This window comes from Variovorax sp. KBW07 (assembly GCF_003852515.1).
Classification (GTDB): domain Bacteria; phylum Pseudomonadota; class Gammaproteobacteria; order Burkholderiales; family Burkholderiaceae_C; genus Variovorax.
The window spans coordinates 1-22,136 of record NZ_QAJK01000136.1; the positions used below are offsets into that span (position 1 = coordinate 1).

Genomic DNA, 22,136 nt, shown 5'->3' on the forward strand with positions numbered 1-22,136 from the left:
GTCAGTCGCACAAACCAAGAACGACCCCGCACCCGCACAGACAGCGCAAACACAGCGTCCTAAGACGCAGGCCACTCCAACAGCAGCCGATCAAGCTCAGCCCACAGCGCATCGCACTGCCCCGCACGAAACGCAGCGGCCCGAAACGTCGGGTGCTCCCCGCGATACGTCTCCCACAACGTGCGATGCCCGTCCGCCACGCAGGCCCGCACATTCGCCAACCGGTCCGCCGCCTTCACCACAAGCGCCAGTTCTTCGTCGCCAGTCACCAGCGCCAGCGCCGCATAAGTCTTCGCCTTGCGCTCCTTGCGGTTGTCACCCGGCGCGTCCGTCAGCAGCGACACACAACGGGCCACCAGGTCGCCGAAGCGCTCCTGCACCTCGGACACCGTGGCGTCCGTGTCCTCCACCACGTCGTGCAAATAGCCAACCACCTGCGCCCCCGCGCCATACGGCTGAAGCAGGGCCACCACCGCGTCCAGGTGGTGCACGTACGGGTGGTCACCGTACTTCTGGTCGCCATGCATTTCGATGGCGTAGGCGCGGGCGGCTGCTGCTGGCGTCGGTGTGGTCATGAGCGTGCGTTGGGTTTTTTCCATTCTGCCTTTGCGGCCGGGCGGCTTTACCTCGTTTACGAAGGAAAACACCTACCAGAACCGCCTTGCCCGCATTCTTGTGTATCGATACAGTAAATCGTTCCACCAAACGAGCCACAAATGGGCAATCGACCCACAGGAGACAACACCATGACCCCGATTTCACGCCGCCAGTTCGTCCAGTCATCGTCGGCGCTGTCGCTTGCGATGGCCACGGCGGGCCTTTCGCAGAATGCCGCCGCACAGGGCAAGACCGTGGTGCTGCGCCTGTCGTCGTCCCATGTGGCCGACCTCAATTCCTCGCACTTCGCCTGGTCGCAACTGATGCAGGTCAACCTGAAGAAAGCGGTGGGCGACCAGATCCGCATCGACTACTTTCCGAACAACCAGCTCGGGAAAGAAAGCGACGTGGTGCAGCAGGTGAAGGTGGGCTCCATCGACATGATGCTCACGGGCTCGTCGATCTGGGCCACGGTCACGCCGCAACTGGGCATGCTCGACCTGGGCTACGTGTTCGACAGCTACGAGCACGCGGCCCGCGCGCTCGACGGCGGGGTGGGCGGCAAGCTCAACGACATGCTGGTCAAGAGCACGGGCTGCCAGGTCATTACCTGGGGCGCGCACTACGGCGCGCGCAACGTGTACACCAAGCTGCCGGTGAAGTCGCTGGCCGACATCAAGAACGTCAAGCTGCGGGTGCTGCCCACGCCGGCCTTCATCGAGACGTTCAAGATCATGGGCGCGATTCCCACGCCCATTTCGTTCGGCGAGCTGTACATGGCGGCGCAGACGGGCGTGGTCGACGGCTTCGAGCACGACGCGGCGACGGTGCTGGCTAGCAAGCTGAACGAGGTCGTCAAGCACTGCTGGATGACCGAGCACCTGTTCAGCCCGATGGTGTGCATTGCCGGCAAGCGCGCCATGGACAAGATTCCCGCCGAGTTGCGCCCGGCATTCTTGAAGGCGGCCGCCGACTCGACGTTGCAGCAGCGCGAGATCGGTACGCAAAAAGGCCTGCAGGCCATCGAGGAACTCAAGAAGCTGGGCATCGCGTTCACGCCCATGGCAAAGAACGAACGCGACCAGGTGCGCAAGGAAATGGAAACGCGCCTGTGGTCCGCCTTCGCCAAGCAGTACCCGGAAACCGGACCGCTGTTTGCCGCCATCACCGCCGCGCGCGCCTGAGCATCATGGCCAGCCTTTCGATATCGCCGGGAGCCGCGCCAATGGACCCGATCGCACTGTCCCACGCGCCGGGCTTCAATGTCAGCCATGCCTCGGGGCGCTGGCTGGCGTGGCTGATGCGCATGACCGAGTACCTGGCCGGCGTGGTGCTGGCCGTCGACGTGGTGGTGGTCTTCATCTCGGTGGTGTTCCGCTACTTCCTGCACGACCCGTTCGACTGGGCGGAAGAGGTGGCGCGCGCGCTGATGATCATCCAGGTGTTCTTCGGCGCGGCCACGGTGCTGGCGCGCAGCCAGCACGTGGGCGTCGACCTGTTCCGCGGGCTGCTGCCCGAACGCTGGCAGCCCGCGCTGATCCAGTTCGGCAGCTGGATCATCGTGGCCGTGTCCGCCAGCCTGTTTGCCTCGTCGTGCGAGCTGCTGCTCGACTCGTACAACATGACGACGCCTATCGGCCTGCCGCAGTGGATCTACGTGTACCCGGTGGCCATCGGCAGCCTGTTCATGACGCTGTTCGGCCTGGCCAACGCGGTCAACGGACCGTCGCGCATGGTCTGGGCGACGCTGGGCGTGGGCATTGCACTGACGGCGGCGGTGGTGGCCTGGAACACGCTCATGAGCGCCCACGCCATTCCGCCATGGGCGCTGCTTACCGCGGGCTTCCTGGGCGGCATGGTGCTGGGCATGCCCATCGCCTTCGTGCTGGCGCTGTCGTCGCTGGTGTTCTTCATGGCCGACCCGTCGCTGCCGATGCTGGTGTATTCGCAACAGGTGATGGCCGGCACCGACCACTATGTGCTGCTGGCCATTCCGTTCTTCGTGCTGGCCGGCCTGCTGATGGAGGCGAACGGCATGTCGTCGCGGCTCATCGAACTGCTGCTGCGCATGTTCGGCCGGCTGCGCGGCGGGCTGGGGCTGATCACCATCATGGCCACGGCTTTCTTTTCGGGCGTGTCGGGTTCCAAGCTGGCCGACATCGCTGCGGTGGGCGGCATCATCATGCCGGCGGTGCGCAAGACCAAGCAGGACCCGAACGAAACCGCCGGCCTGCTGGCCTGCACCGCGGTCATGGCCGAGACCATTCCGCCGTGCATCAACATGATCATCATGGGCTTCGTGGCCAACATCTCGATTGCCGGGCTGTTCATGGCAGGGCTCGTTCCCGCGGTGGTGCTGGCGGTGTCGCTGGCCGCGGTAACCATCTACGTGGGCACCAAGATCAACCCCGACGAAGCCTTCGACGTGCGCACGCCGATGTTCCGCCTGCTCGGCGGCGCGCTGGTCGCACTGGTGATGGTGGCGATGATCGGCAAGGGCGTGACCTCGGGCATCGCGACCTCGACCGAGGTGTCGTCGTTTGCGGTGATCTACGCGCTGGTGGTGGGCTGGCTGGCGTTTCGCGAGCTCACGGTGAAGTCGGTGGCGCGGCTGTTCGTGCGCTCGGCGTCGATGGCTGGCGGCATCCTGTTCATCGTGGCGGCGGCGTCGAGCCTGTCTTTTGCGCTCACGATCCAGCAGATTCCGCAGTACCTGTCGGAGTTCATGATCGGCTTTGCGCATTCGTACGGCAGCACCATGTTCGTGATGCTGTCGGTGCTCATCATGATCGTGTTCGGCGCCATTCTCGAAGGCGCGCCGGCGCTCATCATCTTCGGCCCGCTGCTCACGCCCATCGCGTCGCAGCTGGGCGTGAACCCGCTGCACTTCGGCACGGTGATGGTCATCGCCATGGGCTTCGGCCTGTTCGCGCCGCCGGTCGGCCTGGGCCTGTTCGCCACTTGCGCCATCACCGGCACGCAGGTGAAAGACGTGGCCCGGCCGATGCTGAAATACCTGGCCGTGTTGTTCGTTACCCTCGTGGTGCTGGTACTCGTGCCGGCGTTCTCCACGTGGCTGCCGATGCGCGTGGGGCTCTGAGCGATCCATGAGAGACAAACAGACAGACAGAACAGGACAGATTCAGTGAGCAGAATCAGCGATGTCGCCCAGCGGGCGGGGGTTTCGACCAGCACCGTGTCGAACGTGTTGAACGGGCGCGGCGACCGCATGGCCAAGGAGACGCTGGCCCGCGTGGAAGCCGCGATACGCGAACTCAAGTACCGGCCCAACACCTCGGCGCGGCAGCTCAAGACAGGGCACACGCCGCTCATCGGGCTGCTGGTGCCGTCGATGGCCAACCCGATGTACGGCTTCATTGCGCGCGAGGTCGAGAGCCTGGCGCAAGAGCGCTACGGCTTTCGCATCATGATCGGCAACACCTACCGCGATGCCGACAAGGAAGCCCATTTCTTCGAGGACCTGATGGCGCACGGCGTGCGCGGCGTGATCATCATTTCTTCGTTGATCGACGAGCAGCATGTGGAGGCCGCGGCCGAACGCGGGCTGGTGGTGGTGAGCTACGACCGGCGCGCCACGCCAGGTGTGCCTTCGGTCATCGACCACGTGACGGTCGACAGCTTCGAGTCGTCGCGCATCGCCACCGCGCACCTGATCGAACAGGGGCACCGGCGGCTGGCCTTCGTCACGCCCTCGGGCCGCACCATGAGCCGGAACGAGAAGATCAACGGCTTCCTGGCCGCCGCAAAAAGCGCCGGCCTCGAAGGCAGCGCGCAGGTCATCGAGGGGTTGCCGGTCGACGAATACGGCGACTCGATGATGAGCGAACTGGGCCGCATGCAGGCCAGCCAGCTGGCCCGCTCCAGCACGCGGCCCACGGGCGTGATCGGCGTCAACGACCTGCTGGCCTTCGGCCTGATGGCGGGCTTTCGCGACGCGGGCCTGTCGGTGCCGCGGGACGTGTCGGTCATAGGGATCGACAACGTGTTTCTCTCGATGCTCATGCACCCGGCCATGACCTCGGTGCGCGTGCCGGTGCCAGAGATGGCGCAGGTGATGGTCGAGCGGGTGATGAGCCGGCTGGCCGATCCGGCTATACCGACTTCGGAGTTCGTGTTTCCGCCGACGCTGGTGGCGCGCGATTCGGTGGCGCCGCCGCGCGGCTGACGCTCCCGTTCTTTCTCTTCCCTTTCATTGCGCAAAGTCTTTTCTTCATGACCACGGTTTTCGTCAGCCATCCGCAAAGCAAGCTCGCCCACTATTTCGGCGAACGGGCCACGGCCGCATTGCAGGCCATCGCACAGGTGCGCTTCAACCCGACGGACACGGACCTGTCTTCGCACGAGTTGGCGGCGCTGGCCGGCGATTGCGACGCGATCATTTCGTACCGCCAGACGGTGGGAGACGAGGCGCTGTTCGCCGCGCTGCCGCGGCTGAAAGCCTTCGTGCGCTGCGCCATCGACATCCGCAATATCGACCTGGCCTCGGCCAGCCGGCATGGCGTGCTGGTCACGCAGGCCAGCGCGGGCTTCATCGCGTCGGTGTCCGAGTGGATCGTCGGCGCCATGATCGACCTGGGGCGGCACATCAGCGCATCGACCGCGCAGTACCACGCGGGCCAGCCGGTGGCGCCGGTCATGGGGCGCGAGCTGCGCGGCAGCACGCTCGGCGTTATCGGCTTCGGCCAGATCAGCCGCTACCTGTGCGACATCGCACTGGCGCTGGGCATGCGCGTGGTGGTGCACGACCCGCACACCGCGACCGGGCGCGCCGAACTGGAACAAGTCGGCCTCGACGAGTTGCTGGCCCGCTCCGATTTCGTGGTGTGCCTGGCGCCCGCCACCGAAGCGACCGAGAACCTGATGAACGCGAAGGCCTTCGCCGCGATGCAGCCGCATGCCTTCTTCATCAATGCCGCACGCGGCAACCTCGTGGACGAATACGCGCTGCTTGCCGCGCTCGACGCCGGCACCATCGCCGGCTGTGCGCTCGACGTGGGTCGCGCGCCCGACCAGATGCCGTCGCCGCGCGTAGCGGCGCACCCGCGCGTGATCGCCACGCCGCACATCGGTGGGCTCACGCCGCCGGCGGTGGAGCACCAGGCGATGGAAACCGTGTCGCAGCTGGCCGAGATTTTCCAGGGCAGGGCGCCGAAGGGCGCGGTCAATGCGGCTGAGGCCTGGCGCTGGCGGCAGGCCTACGGCACCCGCGACTGATCGATCCGGCCGACATCACGACAACTCGAAGAGACGCTCCATGGAACCTACCCTGAACACGCGCTACCCCGGCGCCTGCGACTGCCACGTCCACATCTACGAAGACCGATTTCCGCTGATCCCGAACGTGGCCTGGGTGCCGCCGCATTCGCCCGTGTCGGCCTACCGTGCCCAGGTGCAGGAGCCGCTGGGCATCGACCGCGCCGTGGTCGTGCAGCCGACCGGCTATGGCTTCGACAACAGCTGCACGCTCGACGCGCTGGCGCAGTTCGGCAACGCCGCGCGCGGCATCGCGCTGGTGGCGCCCGACGTGGCCGATGCCGAAATCGAGCGCCTGCACGCCGGCGGCATGCGCGGCGTGCGCTACATGATGATCGGCGGCGTGCTGGCCTGGGCGTCGCTCGAACCGATGGCCGCGCGCCTGGCCAACGCCGAATGGATGGTCAACCTGCAGCTCGACGGCCGCACCATGCCCGAGCACGAAGAGGTGCTCAAGCGCCTGCCGTGCCGGCTGGTGCTCGACCACAACGGCAAGTTCCTGGAGCCGGTGGCACCGTCGCATCCGTCGTTCCAGTCGCTGTTGCGCGTGCTCGATTCGGGCCGCGTGTGGATCAAGCTTTCGGCACCGTACGAAACCTCGAAGACCGGCGCGCCGGGCTACGACGACGTCAGCTTGCTGGCGCGCACGCTGGCCGAGAGGTTTCCCGAGCGCTGCCTATGGGCCAGCAACTGGCCGCACCCGGGGCGCAACCCGGTGCCGGAGAACGTGCCGCTGTACGACCTGCTGTTTTCGTGGGCCACCAGCGACGACACGCGCCGCCGCATCCTGGTGGACAACCCGGCGGCGCTGTACGGGTTCTAGGCGCCGCGCCCAGTCTTCTCGGCTGGGCGCCGCCGCCCGGGGGGGGAGGGTAGCCAGCGCGCTCCCTATCTCGGCAAGCGAAATGCCTACCCTTTGCGCCACCCGCACGAACGCCACGCGCCGCAGCACCGCGCGCGGGTAGCGCCGCTGCCACGTACCGCTGGTAAGCCGGCGGTTCGCAACGGCTCGCGGCGGAGATCGGCGATTTGGGGATTCGGCAGATCGTCAGCGCGCCGCACTGCTGCTCTGCGCGCGCAGCAAGTGCCGCCCCAGCGCATCGAACGCCGGCAGCGTGACCGGGTCGTTGGCCGCGTTGCCGGCGACCGGGTGCGAGGCGTAGCGCACGATCACCATCTGCGCCTTCGGGTCGATGTAGATGCGCTGGCCGTGCACGCCGCGCGCCATGTAGGCACCGTGGTCGTTGTGCGTGACCCACCACATGTCGCGGTAGCTCCACCCCTGCAGCAGCGGATAGCCGCCCTTGACGAACGCGGCCTTGTCGCCGCCGCGGCGGATGTCGTCGACCGCCGCCTTGGGCACGATCTGCTGGCCGTTGAAGCGGCCGTCGTTGCGCAGCATTTCGCCGAAGCGCGCGAGGTCGCGCAGGCCGGTGTTCAGGCCGCCGCCGGCAAACGGCGTGCCGATCGAATCGACGGTGAAGTAGGCGTCCTGCTCGGCGCCGAGCCTGCGCCAGATGCGTTCGGACAGAAGTTGCGCCACGTTGCGGCCGGTGGCGCGCGCGATCACCCAGCCCAGCACGTCGGAGTTGACGGTCTTGTAGCCGAAGCCGTCGCCATGCTTTCCTTCGGGCTGCACGGTCTGCAGGAACTCGTAGTAGCTGCGCGGGCCGGTGTAGTCCTTGGGCTTGGGCAACGGGCTGCCGGCCTGCGCGTGCGCCCAGACCTCGGCCTTGGGGTCGGCATAGTCTTCGCTGAACTTCAGGCCGGTGGTCATGTCGAGCACTTGCCGCACGGTGGCGTTGCCGAAGGCCGATTTCGCCAGCTCGGGCACGTACTCGGCCACCTGGTTGCCGGCATCGAGCTTGCCTTCGGCCACCAGCATCGCGCCCAGCGTGCCGACCACCGACTTGGTGACCGACATGGCGCCGTGCTGGCCGTCGTCCTTCAGCACGCCGAAGTAGCGCTCGTAGACGATGCGCCCGCGGTGCAGCACCACGATGCCGTCGGTGTAGGTGGCGGCGAGCGACTGCGCCCAGCTCATCGGCTCCGTTGCACCGAGCGGCGTGAACGTGAGCGCATCGATGTCATTTCGCAAGGCCGAGGGCAGGGCGACGGGCGCGCCCAGGCCGCGCGAGACATTCACCGTCGGCATCAGCTGGCGGAAATTCGACACGCTCCAGCGCATCGCCGGAAACTGGAAGTAAGTGCCGTCGTCGAAACGCAGCGTGCGCTCGGCGGGTGGCGGCGAGCCGGTCATCCAGCCGAGCGTGGCGGGATCGCTGGCGGTGGCATCGGGAAAGGCCGGGGTGTTGTCGGTCGCGGTGGCCGCGTGGGCCGTGCAAGTGGCTGCTGCCACGAGGCATGCCAGCAGGACGGCATGGCGCTTGAAGCTCAAGGGAATCGAGGCGAGCATGGTGTGGCAACGGGAGAGAAGTGAACGGGCCATTGTGGACCGCGCGCACGCCTGCAAAGGCATGCGAACTTCTCCCTGACAGCTGCCGCGCGGCTTGACAACGGCGCGCCACCGATTTGATAGTGGTGGGCTCCCGGGTTCATCGTTCAAGCAAAGGAGACCCCATGCAGAAGATCGTTCCCTGCCTCTGGTTCGACCGCAACGGCGAAGACGCCTTGAAGTTCTACACCGCGATTTTTCCGGAGTCGCGCGTGACCGACAAACTGCTCTGGGGCGACACCAACCCCAGCCTGAAGGGCTCGCTGCTCACCGCGTTGTTCGAGCTCCAGGGGCAGGAGTTCATGGTGATCAACGGGGGGCCGCAGTACAAGTTCACGCCGGCCATCTCGATGTACCTGCGGTGCGAGACGCAGGCCGAGGTCGACACCTATTGGGACAAGCTGCTCGAAGGCGGCGGCGAGCCGGTGCAGTGCGGCTGGCTCACCGACCGCTACGGCGTGTCGTGGCAGGTCGTGCCCGCGGGCCTGATCGAGATGTTCCAGGACAAGGACGCGGCCAAGGCCGCACGCGCCATGGAGGCGATGATGAAGATGGTCAAGCTCGACATCGCCACGGTGCGCAAGGCCTTCGACGGCGCGTGATGCGCAGCCGCCGAAGGCGTTGCGGCTACACCAGCTTGCGGATGGCCTTCTTGCGCCACACCAGCTGGTAGTACGCGGTCTGCAGCAGCAGCATCGCGCCGAAGGTCGCGGGGTAGGCAATCCAGATGCCGTCCAGCCCGATGCGGTGGCTCATGACCCAGGCCACCGGCACTTCGACGCCGATGATGCAGACGATCGAAATGAGCGTAGGCACCAGCACCGAGCCACTGGCCCGCATGATCCCCGACAGCGCCGAGGCCATGCCGAACAGCACCAGGCTCCACAGCATGATGTGCAGCAGCGTCTGCGCAATTTCGATCACCGGCGCGCTGGTGATGAAGAAGCCCATCAGGTGGCGCGAGAACAGGTAGCCCAGCAGCACCAGGCTGCCGGTCAGCACCAGGTTCATGAGGAGCGCGGTCTTGGCGATGGCGCCGAGCCGGTTGGCACGGCCCGCGCCGATGGCCTGCGCGCCGAGGATCGACGCGGTAATGGCAATCGAGATGGCCGGGAACTGCACGTACGCCACCACCTGGTTCACCGCGCCGTAGGCGGCCGTGGCGCTCGAGCCGAAGCTGTTGACCATCGACAGCAGCACCACTTCGGCCAAGGCCACCACGATCATCTGCACGCCGGTGGGCACGCCGATCTTGAGCACGGCCTTCAGCAACTGCGGCTGGATGCGCAGGTTGCGCATGAACTCCGCGTCGGGCGCCAGCGGGCTCTTGCGCTGGCGCAGCCGGAAGCCCAGCCACACTGTGGCCACCACGAAAGCCAGCACCGTGGCCCAGGCACCGCTGGCCACGCCGAGTTGCGGCAGGCCGCCCCAGCCGCGAATGAGCGCGGGCGTGACCACCAGCCCGACCAGCGTCGAGATGACCAGCGTGAACAGCGGCGTGACGGTGTCGCCCACGCCGCGCAGCATGGCTGTGGACAGCAGGAACACGAAGAGGCCGGGCATCGCGATAAGCATGATGCGGGCGTAGCGCGTGGAGTCGGCCAGCACGTCGGGCGGCGTGCCCAGCATGGCCAGCATCGGCGTGGTGAAGACGCCGCCGAACACCGCGATCAGCAGGCCCATCAGGATGCCCACCGACAGCGTGGTGCCGGCCACGGCCTTGACCTTGGCCACGTCGCGCGCGCCCCAGGCCTGGCCGATGAGCACCGACGCACCGGCACCCAGCCCGATGATGAAGGCGATGAAGAAGAACATCACCGGAAAGAAGCTCGACACCGCCGCCAGCGCGCTCACGCCGAGCATCTGCCCGACGTAGATGTTGTTCAGCGTGCCCGACAGCGACTGCAGGATGTTGCTGAGCAACATCGGCGCGAGAAAGAAGAGAAACACCTTCCACAGCGGACGCGCGGCGCCGACGGGCGCCACGGGCACGCCCTGGAGACCGCTTGGGCCGCTGGTCCCGCTCGGGGCTCCGGCGATGGTGCTGGGGGTTTCGGGAGAGGCTCTCATGCAGGGGTGCTCCAGCCGGCGGCTGACAATTTTTGAAGGTGCCCGCGCAGGTCGGGCGGCCAGGCGTCGATCAGGGCCTCGAAGCGGTTGCGCTCGCCCGCGAACAGCGCGCGGGTGGCTTCCTCGAAGCCGGGCAGCGAGCCGGCGATGGCGGTCATGAAACGGTAGGCGGCTTCGCGCGATGCACGCACGGCGTCGCGGTCGGCGTTGACGCGGCTGGCGTCCTGCACCAGCCGTCGCAGTGCCACCGAGGCGCCGCCGGGCTGGCGGTTGAGCCAGTCCCAGTGGCGCGGCAGCAGCGTGACTTCGCGTGCCACCACGCCGAGCTTGGGACGGCCCACGCCACGCGGCGCGTCGTCATGCGGCTCGGCGCCTGAAGCCGGCGTGACGGTGCCGGCGCGGTTGTGCACGTCGAAGTCGAGCAACTGGCCGGTCTGTTCGTCGAACACCAGGTAGGGCGTGTCGTCGGTGCGCTCGCGCAACTGCGCCAGCACGTCGGCGGTGCTGCCCAGGGCGATGCGTTTGAAACCAGCGAAAACAATGAGATTGAGAGGCGGCGCAGGGGTGTCGGAGGGCATGTCGGATTCTTGGTTTTTCCGGGTCCGGGCGAAACGAGGTGCGTAATCTACCCGCTGAATGGATCAGGCGTGCGGCGTGTCTTGCTCGCACAGCGCACGCAGCGCGGCATGGATGTCCGGCAGGCGTTGCGCATCCAGCGTTTTCACGGCGTCGGCACAGATCGCTTCGACGGTCGTGACGGCGGCCTGCATCAGTTTCTTGCCGCCGCCGCGAATGGCCGCATGGCGCCGGGTGTCGCCATCCGGTCCCGCCACGCGCTCGGCCAGGCCGGTCTTTTCGAGCAACACCATCTTGCGGACGAGTGCCGACATTGGCAACCCCAGCGTGTGCGCGAGCCCGGCCATCGGCATGCCGCCGTTGCCGGCGCGCAGCAGCAGGTGGAGCAGGGTGAAGTCTTCGTAGTCCAGGCCGTGGAAGGCGCCCAGGTCTTCGTTGAGTTTCAGGCTCAGGCTGGCGTGGGCGCGGCCCAGGTCGAGGCAGAAGTCCAGTGCGGTGGTGCTCATGGCGTGTTGTAGCCCTTGTCGCCGGTGCACTGGAGTTCTTCGCGCCACAGCTCGAGCAGCTTTTCGAGTTCGGCCACGCGGTCGAAGGCGGGGTCGTCGCGCTCTTTCACGCGGTCGATCACCTCGAAGCTGAAGTGCGCCGCGCCATGTGCCAGCCAGTCGCGTCCCAGCGCCTTGTTGCGGTGTGAGCGCAGGTTCAGCTCGAAGCGGGCGCGGTTCATGGCGCCGTCGACGTCCAGGCTGCCCGCCACGTACACACGGCCGTCCAGCAGGTTGCGGATGACGAAGACGCCCGCCGGGCGCACGCTTTCCTTGTATTTCCGGGCGAGTTCTCGCCGCGTTTCTTGAGGCAGGTTCATGCCTCAAATATTACCCGGGTTAAATTGGACTGGCAATATACCCGGGTAAAAATAAGATCATCCTTCGCGCAGTCGTCGCCATCCTCGGGCGATGCGCCGGTTGAGCGCCCGCACCACGCGCCACGGACGGCTTTGGCGCACCAGCGTCAGCACATGGTCTTTCCAGGTTTTCCAGCGCGGATACCAGCGGGCGAACCACGGGATGCGCATGAGCGGGCCTTCGACCAGTTGGAAGATCCGCGCCACGATGGCCGTGCCGACCAGCTTGGCCAGCACCAGCACCGTCACGCCCGTGGCGGCATGGCCGCGGCCGAACAGGAACAGCGCCAGCAGCTTCACCGGCAGCAGCAGGAGCATGGGAACGAAGAACGCCAGCAGCGCGGCCCAGGGCGGCAACCCGCGCAGCCAGTCTTCCAGGCGCGCCCACAAGGGCAGGCGCGACAGCCGCGCCATCAGCGCGGCCAGCGGGCCCCAGCCCCATTCCTCGAACAGCAGGAGCGGCACCAGGATCACGGTGCCGACGGCACGGACGAGGGTGCGCAGGGCGCGCGTGAAGGATGTCATGCGCGAAGGGTAAGGCAAGGCGCGGCGCTTGAGGCCGCGCGGTGCCGTGTGCGGGCCGGAGCGCCTGCTACCTGCCGGCCGGCCGGAAGAACAGGTACTCGCCCCGTCCCAGCTCCGGTGTCAGCTCGTAGCCATCGCACAGGTTGCTGACGCATTGCAGGATGACGACGCGCGGCCACAGGGTCGCCGCGGTCGGAAAGCCCGGCATGTATTGCGGCACGTGCCACACGCCGTAGTCGCCTACCGGCTGCGCGTTCTCGGTGCCGCTGGCGTTCTGCAGGCCGCTGCCGAAAGTCACCCGTTCGACGCGCAGGTTGGGCCCGACGACGGAAGGGGGCGCGGCCGCCGCGGCAGTCGCAGCCGTTGCCACGCAACAAGCCGCCATCCAGAGGAGCACGGTCCTGGTGGTCATCATCGACTCCCGGCGGTCATTGCGAAACGGCCATGGCCTGCGGCGCCGCCGCGATGTCACCGGCCGGCTCCGAAAGCAGGCGCGTCACGCGGGCTGCCTCGAGCTCTTTCGCGTCGATGGCCTCCACGGAGGCGCTGGCGACGGGCATCGCGACCACGGCCGGGGCCTCTTCGGCCGCCGGGGCGCTGGCGGCCACCGGTTGCGCGGCCGGCTGCACCACGGGCTGCGGCGCGGGCGCCTGGGCGATGGGGGCGGCCGGTGCCGGCAGAGGCGCGGGCACGGGGGCGGCCATCGGCAAGGGCGCGGCGGGCTGGACCATCGCGACCGGGGCCGGCGGTGCTGGCGGCGCCTGCTGTACCGGCGGTGCAATTGCCGCCACGGGCTGCGGCGGTGCGGGCTTCGCCGCGACCGGCTGCGGTGCGCCCACCGTCGACGCCTGCGGTCCGTAGGCGCTCGTGCGTTCGTCCGCCGTCATCGATTGCGGGCATTTGGTGCCCGTCATCTCCAGCGCCGCCTGGGCCGCGGGGTCCATGCAGTCCATGGCCAGCGAGGCCGCCTTCATGCCCTTGTTCCAGAGCTCGCGGCTCATCTTCAGGCGCTTGCAGTGCTCGTCGGTCCAGGTGGTGCCGAAGCTCAGGCCCACGCCGGCGCCGTTCGCACTGGCGCTGGTGCTGCCCATGCAGGTGTCGTTGCTGGTGGTGAGGTTCGGGCCGTTGACGGACGGCACGTTCTTGATGGTGTAGCTGCCACGGTAGTCCACGGTTTGTGTGGTGGCGCCCGTGTTGTTGATGTTCTGGTTCAGCGTTGCCCGCGTGTCGGCGGGGGTGTTGGTGTTGAAGTTCACGGCCTGGCTGTTGCCCTGGGCCGAGGTGGTGGCGGAACTCTGTGACTGGTTGTTGGCACCACCCGCCGTGGTTTGCGCCAAGGCGACGCCCGCGGACAGGCCCAGCAAGGTCAGGACAATAAGTTTTTTCATGTTCTCAACTCCTTTGGATGCCGGGGAGGGGCAAGCCCCTCCCCATTGAGTGCAACAACAACCGATGCCGTATCGCTCAGGGAGCCGATGCGGTTGCGCCAGCCGTGCCCAGGCCGCCGGTGCCGCCACCGTTGCTGAAGCCGGCTGCGTTGCCGAAGCTGGCGTTGATCACGCCGAAGGAGCCGCCGGTCGAGCCTGCCGTTGCCGAAGTCGTGGTGCCGTTCACGAAGCCGTTGATGGCGCCGGACGAAGCATTGAAGTTCGACGTGGTGCCCGAAGTGCGCGTCACGATGGCCAGGCCGCCGCCAGGACCCGCGACCGTTGCGGCCGTGTTGTTGGTCGTGGAGTTGGCGGTGCCGCCTGCGCTGCCGCTCACCGAGTTGGGGCCGCCCGCGCTGTAGTTGGCACTGCCCGTTGCGCCTGCGTTGGCCGAAGCATTGGCACCGCCGGCTGCAAGGCCGTTGCCGGTCGTTGCGGCAACGCTGGTCACGCGGCCCTGGGTGGTCGCCGAGCCGCTTGCGGTTGCGCCGCCGATGCGCAGGCCCGGGAAGCTGACAGCGCCGCCGGCTGCGTTGGCGTTGGCCGAGGAGCTGGAATTGGCTGCGTTGTAGCTCAATGCGCTGCCCGTGCCCGAGCTGGCTGCCACCGAGCCGGCGGAACTTGAAGAGCCGGTTGTCGTGCTGGTCGCTGCAAGGGCGGTGGTGCTGGTTGCCGAAGCAACGCTGCCAACCAGGATCACTGCCACCGCGATGAGAGTCTTCTTCATGATGCTTCCTCGAAAGTTGTTGAAACGAACCCGATTGCCGGGGAATCCGGCCATCAGCTGACGGTCAGTGAACGCGGAATGAAATGTTTCCGTGACGACCGGGAGGCAGTTTCTGCGTCGAGGGGCAAAGGAAAAATGCCCTGTGCTGGGTAGTGCAAGGCTATGGCGAAAGGCGTGCTTTGGGCGGTTCCGGCGGCCCACCGGAAACCGGTTTTGCTTGCGATAACCGTGACAAAAACTACAACTTTCGATGGACATCAATGACCAGTAGCAACAAAATGCAACCAAAGTAAACAAATAAACGGAAACTCGGAATCTGAGTAGAAATGAATTAACTTTTGCTCACGAACACGGTGCTTTATTTGTCACAAAGGGGCTGAAATGGAAAGCGATCTCGACATTTCATTGACAGACATCGGAGCCGGGGCTAGGAAATATTCCAACCCTGGACAGTTCGGCGGCCTGCTTTCGCCGTCCGCCGACACCCTCCCATGGCCGGATTTCCTGACCGGCCAGCAGACCAAGCCGGTACGAGTACTTCTGGTTGACGACGACCCCTTCGTGCGCCGCGTCATCGCCCAGGAATTGCTGGGCGACCTGCGCATCCAGCTCGAAGGGCAGGCCGGTACCCTGCGCGAAGGGCGGCGCCTGTTGCTGCAGCATGAATTCGACGTGCTCATGGTCGACATCCGCCTCGGAGATGGGAGCGGATTCGAACTGATCGAAGAGGCCAAGAAGCACCGCAGCGCGGCAGAGATCATCGTCATCTCGGCGCTCGAGGACGAACCCCAGGTGCTGCATGCCTTCGAGCTGGGCGCCTCCGGCTACCTGGTCAAGAACGCGTGGTTCCAGAGCTATGCGCAGGCCGTGCTGCAGGTGGTGAACGGCGGGGCCGCCATCACCCCGCGGCTGGCCCGCCGGCTGCTGGTTCACCTGGACCACAAGCGCTCGAATGTGAACCCGGTGCGCCCGCCGGACAGCAAGGCGACGTTATCGGCACGGGAGCGCGAAGTGTTGCGACTTGTAGCGACAGGGTACGTTACCGAAGAGATCGCGCTGCAGCTCACCATCAGCGCCCAAACGGTTAACGCGCACGTCAAGAACATCTACCGCAAGCTGCACGCCCACACCCGCGCGCAGGCCGTGAGCTTCGCTTCGCACCGGGGTCTCTTGTAGGCCATGCCATGCCCACGCCGCAGGTCTTTCACCTTCCGCACCTTCTGGAAGACCAGTACGTGTGGTTGTCGATCGCCGCTTGGGGCGTGCTGCTGACCTGGCTGTGGCCCCGCATCTCCCGCCGGCGCATGCTCATGTGGATCGGACTCGCGGCCGCGCTGCACCTGACGCCGGTCACGGCGCAGGTGATCCGGGCCACCTCGGCCATTACCGTGATGGCGCACGACATGCCCGTCACGTTCTGGGCCCTGCAAGGCGTCAATGTGCTGGTGCTGGCGATGATCGTGAGCATCTGGTACGTCTCGCAGCGCCGGGTGGCGCGTTATCGACAATTGCAGGCGGTTCTGGCGGAACGCCGCCGCATCGCCAACGACCTGCATGACGGCGTGGGCTCCCGGCTGGTGGCGCTGCTGGCCAGCCAGGACCCGAAGTCCGCGGAGCCCGGCGGCCTGTCGATGGCGCTGCAGGCCTGCCTGCTCGAGCTGCAGATGACGGTGGACGACCTGGACGACCAGACCACCGCCACCGTCGCCGAACGGCTGGGCCACCTGCGCTACCGGCTGCAGCCCGCGTTCGACCGGCTCGGCATCGCGCTGGAATGGCATGTGTCCGGCACCGCGCATGCCCGGCCCCTGGCGCCCGAAACGGCAGTGCAGATCTGCCGCGTGGCGCAGGAGGCCTTGTCGAATGCGCTGCGCCACTCGCACGCCACCCGCGTCGAGCTGCGCTTCGGCCCGCAAGGGCCGCAAAGCCCACAAAGCCGTACGCAGGGGCTGATGCTGGAGGTGCGCGACAACGGCCGCGGCCTGCCCGTGCCGGCCGGCGAGTCGCCCGAGCAGCTGGGCAAGGGGCTGCGCAGCATGCGGGCCCGCGCCGACGCGGTGCAGGGTGAGCTGGCCGTCATGGACGTGGCGCCGCACGGCCTGTGCATCCGCCTGCTGGTGCCGTGCGAAGCAGCGCCCTCGACCAGCCTGCCGCCCGAGCCGGAAAGCATGCTGTAACACGCCCGCCGGACCACCCGGACGGGGCCGGCTCGCGCCTATGGCAAACTCCCGCGCTTTGCCAGGGACGCGCTCAAGACATGCAGAAAATCATTCGCCAGCTCGCCGCCGAAATCAAGGTTGGCGAGCATCAGGTGAAGGCCGCCGTCGAACTGCTCGACGGGGGCGCCACGGTTCCCTTCATCGCCCGCTACCGCAAGGAGGCCACCGACGGCCTGGACGACATCCAGCTGCGCGAGCTGGAAGCCCGCCTTTCCTACCTGCGCGAACTCGAGGACCGCCGCGCCGCGGTCATCAAGAGCATCGACGAGCAGGGCAAGCTCACCCCCGAGCTGCGCGCCGCGATCGAATTCGCGCCGACCAAGCAGGAGCTGGAAGACCTGTACCTGCCGTTCAAGCAGAAGCGCCGCACCAAGGGCCAGATTGCCCGCGAGTTCGGCATCGAGCCGCTGGCCGACAAGCTGCTGGCCGACCCCACGCTCGACCCGGCCGTGGAAGCCAAAGCCTTCCTGCAGCCCGCCACCACGCTGGATGACGGCAAGCCGGGCCCCGATTTCTCGACCGTGCCGCTGGTGCTCGACGGCGTGCGCGACATCTTGTCTGAACGCTGGGCCGAAGACGCCGGCCTGGTGCAAGGCCTGCGCGAATGGCTCTGGGCGGAGGGCCTGCTCAAGTCCAGCCTGATGGCCGGCAAGGACGAAAACAACGCCGACATTGCCAAGTTCCGCGACTACTTCGAATACGACGAACCCATCGGCCGCGTGCCTTCGCACCGGGCGCTGGCGGTGTTCCGTGGCCGCGCGCTCGACATCCTCGACGCCAAGCTGGTGCTGCCCGTGGAGCCCGAGCCGGGCAAGCCCAGCGTGGCCGAAGGCCGCATTGCGCTGCACCTGGGCTGGAGCCATGCGGCCCGCCCGGCCGACGACCTGATCCGCAAGTGCGTCGCCTGGACCTGGCGCGTGAAGCTGGCGCTGTCGACCGAGCGCGACCTGTTCACCCGCCTGCGCGAAGAAGCCGAGAAGGTGGCCATCAAGGTGTTTGCCGACAACCTGCGCGACCTGCTGCTGGCCGCGCCCGCCGGCCCGCGCGTGGTGATGGGGCTCGACCCCGGCATCCGCACCGGCGTGAAGGTGGCCGTGGTCGATTCGACTGGCAAGCTGGTCGAAACCGCCACCGTGTTCCCGCACGAACCGCGCAAGGACTGGGAAGGCTCGCTGCACACGCTGGGCAAGCTGTGCGCCAAGCACGGCGTGAACCTCATCGCCATCGGCAACGGCACCGCCAGCCGCGAGACCGACAAGCTGGCTGCCGACCTCATCAAGCTGCTCGCCAAGATGGCCGAGCAGGCCGGCGCGCCCGAAATGAAGGTCGACAAGGTCGTCGTCAGCGAAGCCGGCGCTTCGGTGTACTCGGCCAGCGAATTCGCCTCGCAGGAAATGCCCGACGTCGACGTGAGCCTGCGCGGCGCCGCCTCCATTGCGCGCCGTTTGCAAGACCCGCTGGCCGAGCTCGTGAAGATCGACCCCAAGAGCATCGGCGTGGGCCAGTACCAGCACGACGTGAACCAGAGCGAGCTCACGCGCACGCTGCACACCGTGGTCGAAGACTGCGTGAACTCGGTGGGCGTGGACCTCAACACGGCCAGCGTGCCGTTGCTCAGCCGCGTTTCCGGCCTGTCGGCCAGCGTGGCCAAGGCGGTGGTGCGCTGGCGCGAGTCGAACGGCGCCTTTGCCACCCGCAAGCAGCTGCTCGACGTGACCGGCTTCGGCCCCAAGGCCTTCGAGCAGAGCGCGGGCTTCCTGCGCATCCGCGGCGGCACCGACCCGCTCGACGTGACCGGCGTGCACCCCGAGACCTATCCGCTGGTCGAGCAGATCATCGTCAAGACCGGCAAGCCGATTGCCGAGCTGATGGGCCGCGCCGACATGCTCAAGACCCTGAAGCCCGAGCTGTTCGCCAACGAAAAATTTGGCGTCATCACGGTCAAGGACATCCTGGGCGAACTCGAGAAGCCCGGCCGCGACCCGCGCCCCGACTTCAAGGTGGCGCGCTTCAACGACGGCGTGGACGACATCAAGGACCTGGTCGAGGGAATGATCCTCGAAGGCACCGTGAGCAACGTGGCCCAGTTCGGCGCTTTCATCGACCTGGGCGTGCACCAGGACGGCCTGGTGCACGTGAGCCAGCTGAGCCACAAGTTCGTCAACGACGCCCGCGAAGTCGTCAAGACCGGCGACATCGTCAAGGTCAAGGTGATGGAAGTGGACGTGGCGCGCAAGCGCATCGGCCTGTCGATGAAGCTCGATGCGGCGCCCGCGCGCCGCGACGGCCCGCGCGACAACCGCTTCGAGGGTGCCGGCCGCGGCCAGCAGCAGCAACCGCGCCGCGACAACTCGCCGCAGCCCGCGGGCCAGATGGCCAGCGCGTTCGCCAAGCTGCAGGGGTTGCGCAAGTAGCTCCCCGGCAGGATTGCAGCCAAGCCGTTAAACTAGTCATCAAACTAGTCTGATGGGTGGCTGCAATGAAAACCTGGCCGGTACAAGACGCGAAAGCGCGCTTCAGCGAATTTCTCGAGGCCTGTCTCAACGACGGGCCGCAGATGGTCACCAAGCGCGGGGCCGAGGCCGCCGTGCTGGTGCCGGCTGCGGAATGGAGGCGGCTGCATGCATCCGCCAGGCCATCGCTCAAGGAACTCCTGCTTTCTCCTCAGGCCCGCACCGAGTTTCTGGTTCCTGAGCGGGGCGCCGCCCGCAGGCGGCGCATCACGCCGGTTCGCTGAGGGACGGCATGTACCTTCTGGACACCAACGTCATCTCGGAACTGCGCCGGCCCCGGCCTCATGGCGCGGTCATTGCGTGGCTCACGCCCATCGCCGACAGCAATCTGCACCTCTCGGCGGTCACGCTGGGAGAAATCCAGGCCGGCATCGAAATGACCCGCGACCAGGATGCCGCCAAGGCCGACGAGATCGAGCAGTGGGCTGCGCTGGTCGCCGAGTCATACAACGTGCTGCCCATGGATGCGGAAACCTTCAGGCTGTGGGCAAAGCTCATGCATCGCAGTTCGAACACGCTGTACGAAGACGCAATGATCGCCGCCACCGCAAAACAGCACGACCTGATCGTCGTGACCCGCAACTTGGCTGACTTCGCCAGCTTCGGTGTCGGCGTCTTCAACCCCTTCGAGCCAGTCGCAAAATGAAAGCACTGCGCATCTACGCCGGCCCCGCGGCCCGCAAGCACATCGAGCAGAACGGCCTGCGTCCACAGGACATCCGCACCATTCCCGGCGCGGCGGGCGGGCCCAAGGGCCTGATCCTCGGGCCGCTCGACCGTTTCATCTTCGGGCGCTGGCTCACGCAGTCGAGCCAGCAGGTGCACCTGGTGGGCGCGTCGATCGGTGCCTGGCGGTTGTCGACGGCCTGCCTGTCGGACCCGGAAACCGCCTTCCAGCGCTTCGAGCACGACTACGTGCGCCAGCAGTTCGAGGTGCCGCCGGGGCAGAAGCGGCTCAGCCCGCACCAACTGAGCGAGCGCTTTGCGCAAAGCCTGGAAGACTTCTACGGCGGGCGCATTGCTGAGGTGCTGGACCACCCGCGCTACCGCCTGCACGTGGTGACCTCGCGTGGCCGCCACATCCTCGGGCGCGAGGGCAGGGCGCGCACGCCGTTCGGCTACCTGGGCGCCTTTGCCACCAACAGCCTGCACCGCAAGAGCCTGGGCGCGTGGCTGGAGCGCTGCGTGTTCTCCACGCCCGGCGCCACCTTGCCTTTCGGCACGAAAGACTTCCGCACGCGCCAGCACGCGTTGAGCGAGGCCAACTTCAACATGGTGCTGCAGGCCTCCTGCTCCATTCCGTTCCTGCTGGCGGCGGTGCACGACATTCCGGGCGCGCCGCGCGGTGCCTACTGGGACGGCGGCATTACCGACTACCACCTGCACCTGGACTACCAGTCCGCCCACGACGGGGCCGATGACGGCATCGTGCTGTACCCGCACTTCCAGCAGGCGGTGGTGCCGGGCTGGCTCGACAAGGGCCTGCGCTGGCGCCACAAGTCCACCGGCTTTCTCGATCGCATGGTGGTGCTGGCGCCCGACCCCGAGTGGGTGAAGTCGCTGCCCCACGGCAAGCTGCCCGACCGCAAGGACTTCATCCATTTCGCCAACGATGCGCAGGCGCGCATCACCGCCTGGACCCGCGCCACGCGCGAGGCGCAGCGGCTGTCGGACGAGTTCGAGGAATGGCTCGCCGATGGCAGCAGCGGGCGCGTGCCCGAAGTGCTTCCGCTCTGAGCAGCGAGCGAGCGAGCACGCACGCGCCCCGGCCGGCGGGCAAACCCTGACGGGCGTTGCAGGTGGCGCTTCGAGAATGGTCCGGTCCATTCAGAAGCCATAGGGAACCCAGCCACCATGCCTCACGCCACGCTGTCACGCCGCCGTTTCACGCTCGCTACCGCCACTGCCGCCGCCAGCCTTGCCTTGCCGTCGTTCGCGCAAAGCGCCTGGCCGAACAAGCCGATCCGCATCGTCGTGCCCTACACGCCGGGCGGCTTCACCGACCAGATGGCGCGGCTGGTGCAGGTCGGCCTGCAGGCGCGGCTGGGCCAGCCGGTGCTGATTGACAACAAGCCAGGCGCCAACAGCCTGATCGGCGTCGACGCCATCGCCAAGGCGGCACCCGATGGCACCACCTTCGGTGTCGTCATCGCCGCGTATGCCGCCAACACCACGCTGTACCCCAAGCTGCCCTACGACCCGCAGAAGGACCTGTCCGGCGTTTCGCTGATGGGTATTTCGCCCTTGCTCGCGGCGGTCAGCATCAACGCGCCTTTCAAGACCGCGCGCGAACTCATCGACTACGCGAAGGCCAACCCCGGCAAGGTGAGCTTCGGCTCGTCGGGCAACGGCTCGGCCGCGCACCTGACGACCGAGCTGTGGAAGTCGCTCACGCAGACCTACATGATCCACATCCCGTACCGAGGCGCGGTGCCCGCGCTGACCGACCTGATGGGTGGGCAGATCCAGTTGTTCTTCGATGCGCCCACGGGCCTCATCAACCAGGCCAAGGCGGGCAAGGTGCGGCTGATCGGCGTGGCGGGCGACAAGCGCCTGCCGGCCGTGCCCGACGTGCCGACCTTCATCGAACAGGGCTTTGCAGGCTTCACCGGCAGCACCTGGGCCGGCATGCTGGCGCCGTCGGGCACGCCGCGCGACATCGTCAAGCGCATGTCGGAAGAGGTGGCGCGCATCATCAGGAGCGACGAGACGCGCGCCAGGCTCGATGCCATGGGCACCATTCCGGCTGGCAGCACGCCGGAGGAATTCGATGCCTTCATCACCGCCGAGACGGCCAAGTGGGGCAAGGTCATCCGCACGGCGGGAGTGAAGGCGGAGTAGCCGGTACG

23 protein-coding genes and 1 pseudogene are annotated in these 22,136 nt (G+C 67.1%); 13 read left to right on the forward strand and 11 right to left on the reverse strand.

The window, feature by feature from the left end; genetic code table 11:
• Positions 1-59 precede the first annotated feature (59 nt).
• The gene (locus tag DBV14_RS25325; RefSeq protein ID WP_260397225.1) at positions 60-599 is read right to left on the reverse strand and encodes an HD domain-containing protein; all 540 of its coding nucleotides are present in this window, start codon (positions 597-599) and stop codon (positions 60-62) included.
• A gap of 147 nt (positions 600-746) precedes the next feature.
• On the opposite strand from DBV14_RS25325, the gene DBV14_RS25330 reads away from it, so the two are divergent.
• Genes DBV14_RS25330 through DBV14_RS34030 form a run of 5 tightly spaced genes read left to right on the forward strand, consistent with a single transcriptional unit; the run spans position 747 to position 6,694 of the window.
• Entirely contained in the window at positions 747-1,781 is a 1,035-nt protein-coding gene (locus DBV14_RS25330; protein ID WP_124463319.1) for a TRAP transporter substrate-binding protein, read from the forward strand.
• A gap of 5 nt (positions 1,782-1,786) precedes the next feature.
• Positions 1,787-3,697, forward strand: a complete 1,911-nt coding sequence (locus DBV14_RS25335; RefSeq protein WP_124463321.1) for a TRAP transporter large permease subunit — start codon at positions 1,787-1,789, stop codon at positions 3,695-3,697.
• A 45-nt stretch (positions 3,698-3,742) separates the two neighbouring features.
• A complete protein-coding gene (locus DBV14_RS25340; RefSeq protein ID WP_124463323.1) occupies positions 3,743-4,783 on the forward strand; it encodes a LacI family DNA-binding transcriptional regulator in 1,041 nt (346 codons plus the stop codon).
• Between the two features lie 47 nt (positions 4,784-4,830).
• The gene (locus tag DBV14_RS25345) at positions 4,831-5,832 is read left to right on the forward strand and encodes a hydroxyacid dehydrogenase (RefSeq protein ID WP_124463325.1); all 1,002 of its coding nucleotides are present in this window, start codon (positions 4,831-4,833) and stop codon (positions 5,830-5,832) included.
• Between the two features lie 40 nt (positions 5,833-5,872).
• Positions 5,873-6,694 (forward strand): amidohydrolase, encoded by an 822-nt coding sequence (locus DBV14_RS34030; protein ID WP_260397226.1) that lies wholly within the window; start codon positions 5,873-5,875, stop codon positions 6,692-6,694.
• A gap of 3 nt (positions 6,695-6,697) precedes the next feature.
• On the opposite strand, the pseudogene DBV14_RS34035 reads toward DBV14_RS34030, so the two are convergent.
• Both DBV14_RS34035 and DBV14_RS25360 read right to left on the reverse strand, forming a co-directional pair.
• Positions 6,698-6,859: pseudogene (locus DBV14_RS34035) on the reverse strand (MerR family DNA-binding protein); the annotation flags it as partial.
• Positions 6,860-6,919: 60 nt separating this feature from the next.
• A complete protein-coding gene (locus tag DBV14_RS25360; RefSeq protein WP_260397228.1) occupies positions 6,920-8,131 on the reverse strand; it encodes a serine hydrolase in 1,212 nt (403 codons plus the stop codon).
• A 320-nt stretch (positions 8,132-8,451) separates the two neighbouring features.
• Here DBV14_RS25360 and DBV14_RS25365 point away from each other — a divergent pair, with 320 nt between their 5' ends.
• On the forward strand, positions 8,452-8,928 hold the full coding sequence (locus DBV14_RS25365) for a VOC family protein (RefSeq protein ID WP_124463334.1): 477 nt from the start codon (positions 8,452-8,454) through the stop codon (positions 8,926-8,928).
• A 25-nt stretch (positions 8,929-8,953) separates the two neighbouring features.
• Here DBV14_RS25365 and DBV14_RS25370 read toward each other — a convergent pair whose 3' ends face one another.
• The 8 genes from DBV14_RS25370 to DBV14_RS25405 form a co-directional block, all read right to left on the reverse strand.
• A complete protein-coding gene (locus DBV14_RS25370; RefSeq protein WP_124463336.1) occupies positions 8,954-10,396 on the reverse strand; it encodes an MATE family efflux transporter in 1,443 nt (480 codons plus the stop codon).
• Positions 10,393-10,974, reverse strand: a complete 582-nt coding sequence (locus tag DBV14_RS25375) for a DUF2239 family protein (protein WP_124463338.1) — start codon at positions 10,972-10,974, stop codon at positions 10,393-10,395. Before DBV14_RS25375 ends, DBV14_RS25370 begins: the two co-directional genes overlap by 4 nt.
• 63 nt (positions 10,975-11,037) lie before the next feature.
• Positions 11,038-11,478 (reverse strand): MarR family winged helix-turn-helix transcriptional regulator, encoded by a 441-nt coding sequence (locus DBV14_RS25380; protein WP_124463340.1) that lies wholly within the window; start codon positions 11,476-11,478, stop codon positions 11,038-11,040.
• Positions 11,475-11,837 carry a GIY-YIG nuclease family protein gene (locus tag DBV14_RS25385; protein ID WP_124463342.1) on the reverse strand — a complete coding sequence of 121 codons (363 nt, stop codon included), beginning with the start codon at positions 11,835-11,837 and terminating at the stop codon, positions 11,475-11,477. Before DBV14_RS25385 ends, DBV14_RS25380 begins: the two co-directional genes overlap by 4 nt.
• Before the next feature lie 57 nt (positions 11,838-11,894).
• On the reverse strand, positions 11,895-12,401 hold the full coding sequence (locus tag DBV14_RS25390; protein ID WP_124463344.1) for a hypothetical protein: 507 nt from the start codon (positions 12,399-12,401) through the stop codon (positions 11,895-11,897).
• A 67-nt stretch (positions 12,402-12,468) separates the two neighbouring features.
• Positions 12,469-12,816, reverse strand: coding sequence for a hypothetical protein (locus DBV14_RS25395; RefSeq protein WP_260397227.1), 348 nt, complete (start codon positions 12,814-12,816; stop codon positions 12,469-12,471).
• Positions 12,817-12,829: 13 nt separating this feature from the next.
• Positions 12,830-13,789, reverse strand: coding sequence for a hypothetical protein (locus tag DBV14_RS25400; protein ID WP_124463346.1), 960 nt, complete (start codon positions 13,787-13,789; stop codon positions 12,830-12,832).
• A gap of 76 nt (positions 13,790-13,865) precedes the next feature.
• On the reverse strand, positions 13,866-14,555 hold the full coding sequence (locus tag DBV14_RS25405) for a hypothetical protein (RefSeq protein ID WP_124463347.1): 690 nt from the start codon (positions 14,553-14,555) through the stop codon (positions 13,866-13,868).
• A gap of 381 nt (positions 14,556-14,936) precedes the next feature.
• Between DBV14_RS25405 and DBV14_RS25410 the strand changes: the two genes are divergently transcribed.
• From DBV14_RS25410 to DBV14_RS25440, 7 genes are all read left to right on the forward strand, one after another.
• On the forward strand, positions 14,937-15,731 hold the full coding sequence (locus DBV14_RS25410) for a response regulator transcription factor (protein WP_124463349.1): 795 nt from the start codon (positions 14,937-14,939) through the stop codon (positions 15,729-15,731).
• 8 nt (positions 15,732-15,739) lie between these two features.
• Complete coding sequence (locus DBV14_RS25415) at positions 15,740-16,732, forward strand: sensor histidine kinase (protein WP_124463351.1); 993 nt, start codon at positions 15,740-15,742, stop codon at positions 16,730-16,732.
• An 80-nt stretch (positions 16,733-16,812) separates the two neighbouring features.
• Positions 16,813-19,188 carry a Tex family protein gene (locus DBV14_RS25420; protein WP_124463353.1) on the forward strand — a complete coding sequence of 792 codons (2,376 nt, stop codon included), beginning with the start codon at positions 16,813-16,815 and terminating at the stop codon, positions 19,186-19,188.
• A 65-nt stretch (positions 19,189-19,253) separates the two neighbouring features.
• Positions 19,254-19,511, forward strand: coding sequence for a type II toxin-antitoxin system Phd/YefM family antitoxin (locus DBV14_RS25425; protein ID WP_124463355.1), 258 nt, complete (start codon positions 19,254-19,256; stop codon positions 19,509-19,511).
• 8 nt (positions 19,512-19,519) lie between these two features.
• Positions 19,520-19,933 (forward strand): type II toxin-antitoxin system VapC family toxin, encoded by a 414-nt coding sequence (locus DBV14_RS25430; RefSeq protein ID WP_124463357.1) that lies wholly within the window; start codon positions 19,520-19,522, stop codon positions 19,931-19,933.
• On the forward strand, positions 19,930-21,024 hold the full coding sequence (locus DBV14_RS25435; protein ID WP_124463359.1) for a phospholipase: 1,095 nt from the start codon (positions 19,930-19,932) through the stop codon (positions 21,022-21,024). Before DBV14_RS25430 ends, DBV14_RS25435 begins: the two co-directional genes overlap by 4 nt.
• Positions 21,025-21,141: 117 nt before the next feature.
• Positions 21,142-22,128 carry a tripartite tricarboxylate transporter substrate binding protein gene (locus DBV14_RS25440; RefSeq protein ID WP_124463361.1) on the forward strand — a complete coding sequence of 329 codons (987 nt, stop codon included), beginning with the start codon at positions 21,142-21,144 and terminating at the stop codon, positions 22,126-22,128.
• The last annotated feature ends 8 nt before the right edge of the window (positions 22,129-22,136 follow it).

Coding starts and splice junctions, on each gene's coding strand:
- DBV14_RS25325 (WP_260397225.1), bottom strand. CDS start 599: ATGGAAAAAACCCAACGCACGCTCATGACCACACCGACGCCAGCAGCA.
- DBV14_RS25330 (WP_124463319.1), top strand. CDS start 747: ATGACCCCGATTTCACGCCGCCAGTTCGTCCAGTCATCGTCGGCGCTG.
- DBV14_RS25335 (WP_124463321.1), top strand. CDS start 1,787: ATGGCCAGCCTTTCGATATCGCCGGGAGCCGCGCCAATGGACCCGATC.
- DBV14_RS25345 (WP_124463325.1), top strand. CDS start 4,831: ATGACCACGGTTTTCGTCAGCCATCCGCAAAGCAAGCTCGCCCACTAT.
- DBV14_RS34030 (WP_260397226.1), top strand. CDS start 5,873: ATGGAACCTACCCTGAACACGCGCTACCCCGGCGCCTGCGACTGCCAC.
- DBV14_RS25360 (WP_260397228.1), bottom strand. CDS start 8,131: ATGACCGGCTCGCCGCCACCCGCCGAGCGCACGCTGCGTTTCGACGAC.
- DBV14_RS25365 (WP_124463334.1), top strand. CDS start 8,452: ATGCAGAAGATCGTTCCCTGCCTCTGGTTCGACCGCAACGGCGAAGAC.
- DBV14_RS25370 (WP_124463336.1), bottom strand. CDS start 10,396: ATGAGAGCCTCTCCCGAAACCCCCAGCACCATCGCCGGAGCCCCGAGC.
- DBV14_RS25375 (WP_124463338.1), bottom strand. CDS start 10,974: ATGCCCTCCGACACCCCTGCGCCGCCTCTCAATCTCATTGTTTTCGCT.
- DBV14_RS25380 (WP_124463340.1), bottom strand. CDS start 11,478: ATGAGCACCACCGCACTGGACTTCTGCCTCGACCTGGGCCGCGCCCAC.
- DBV14_RS25385 (WP_124463342.1), bottom strand. CDS start 11,837: ATGAACCTGCCTCAAGAAACGCGGCGAGAACTCGCCCGGAAATACAAG.
- DBV14_RS25390 (WP_124463344.1), bottom strand. CDS start 12,401: ATGACATCCTTCACGCGCGCCCTGCGCACCCTCGTCCGTGCCGTCGGC.
- DBV14_RS25395 (WP_260397227.1), bottom strand. CDS start 12,816: ATGATGACCACCAGGACCGTGCTCCTCTGGATGGCGGCTTGTTGCGTG.
- DBV14_RS25400 (WP_124463346.1), bottom strand. CDS start 13,789: ATGAAAAAACTTATTGTCCTGACCTTGCTGGGCCTGTCCGCGGGCGTC.
- DBV14_RS25405 (WP_124463347.1), bottom strand. CDS start 14,555: ATGAAGAAGACTCTCATCGCGGTGGCAGTGATCCTGGTTGGCAGCGTT.
- DBV14_RS25410 (WP_124463349.1), top strand. CDS start 14,937: ATGGAAAGCGATCTCGACATTTCATTGACAGACATCGGAGCCGGGGCT.
- DBV14_RS25415 (WP_124463351.1), top strand. CDS start 15,740: ATGCCCACGCCGCAGGTCTTTCACCTTCCGCACCTTCTGGAAGACCAG.
- DBV14_RS25420 (WP_124463353.1), top strand. CDS start 16,813: ATGCAGAAAATCATTCGCCAGCTCGCCGCCGAAATCAAGGTTGGCGAG.
- DBV14_RS25425 (WP_124463355.1), top strand. CDS start 19,254: ATGAAAACCTGGCCGGTACAAGACGCGAAAGCGCGCTTCAGCGAATTT.
- DBV14_RS25430 (WP_124463357.1), top strand. CDS start 19,520: ATGTACCTTCTGGACACCAACGTCATCTCGGAACTGCGCCGGCCCCGG.
- DBV14_RS25435 (WP_124463359.1), top strand. CDS start 19,930: ATGAAAGCACTGCGCATCTACGCCGGCCCCGCGGCCCGCAAGCACATC.
- DBV14_RS25440 (WP_124463361.1), top strand. CDS start 21,142: ATGCCTCACGCCACGCTGTCACGCCGCCGTTTCACGCTCGCTACCGCC.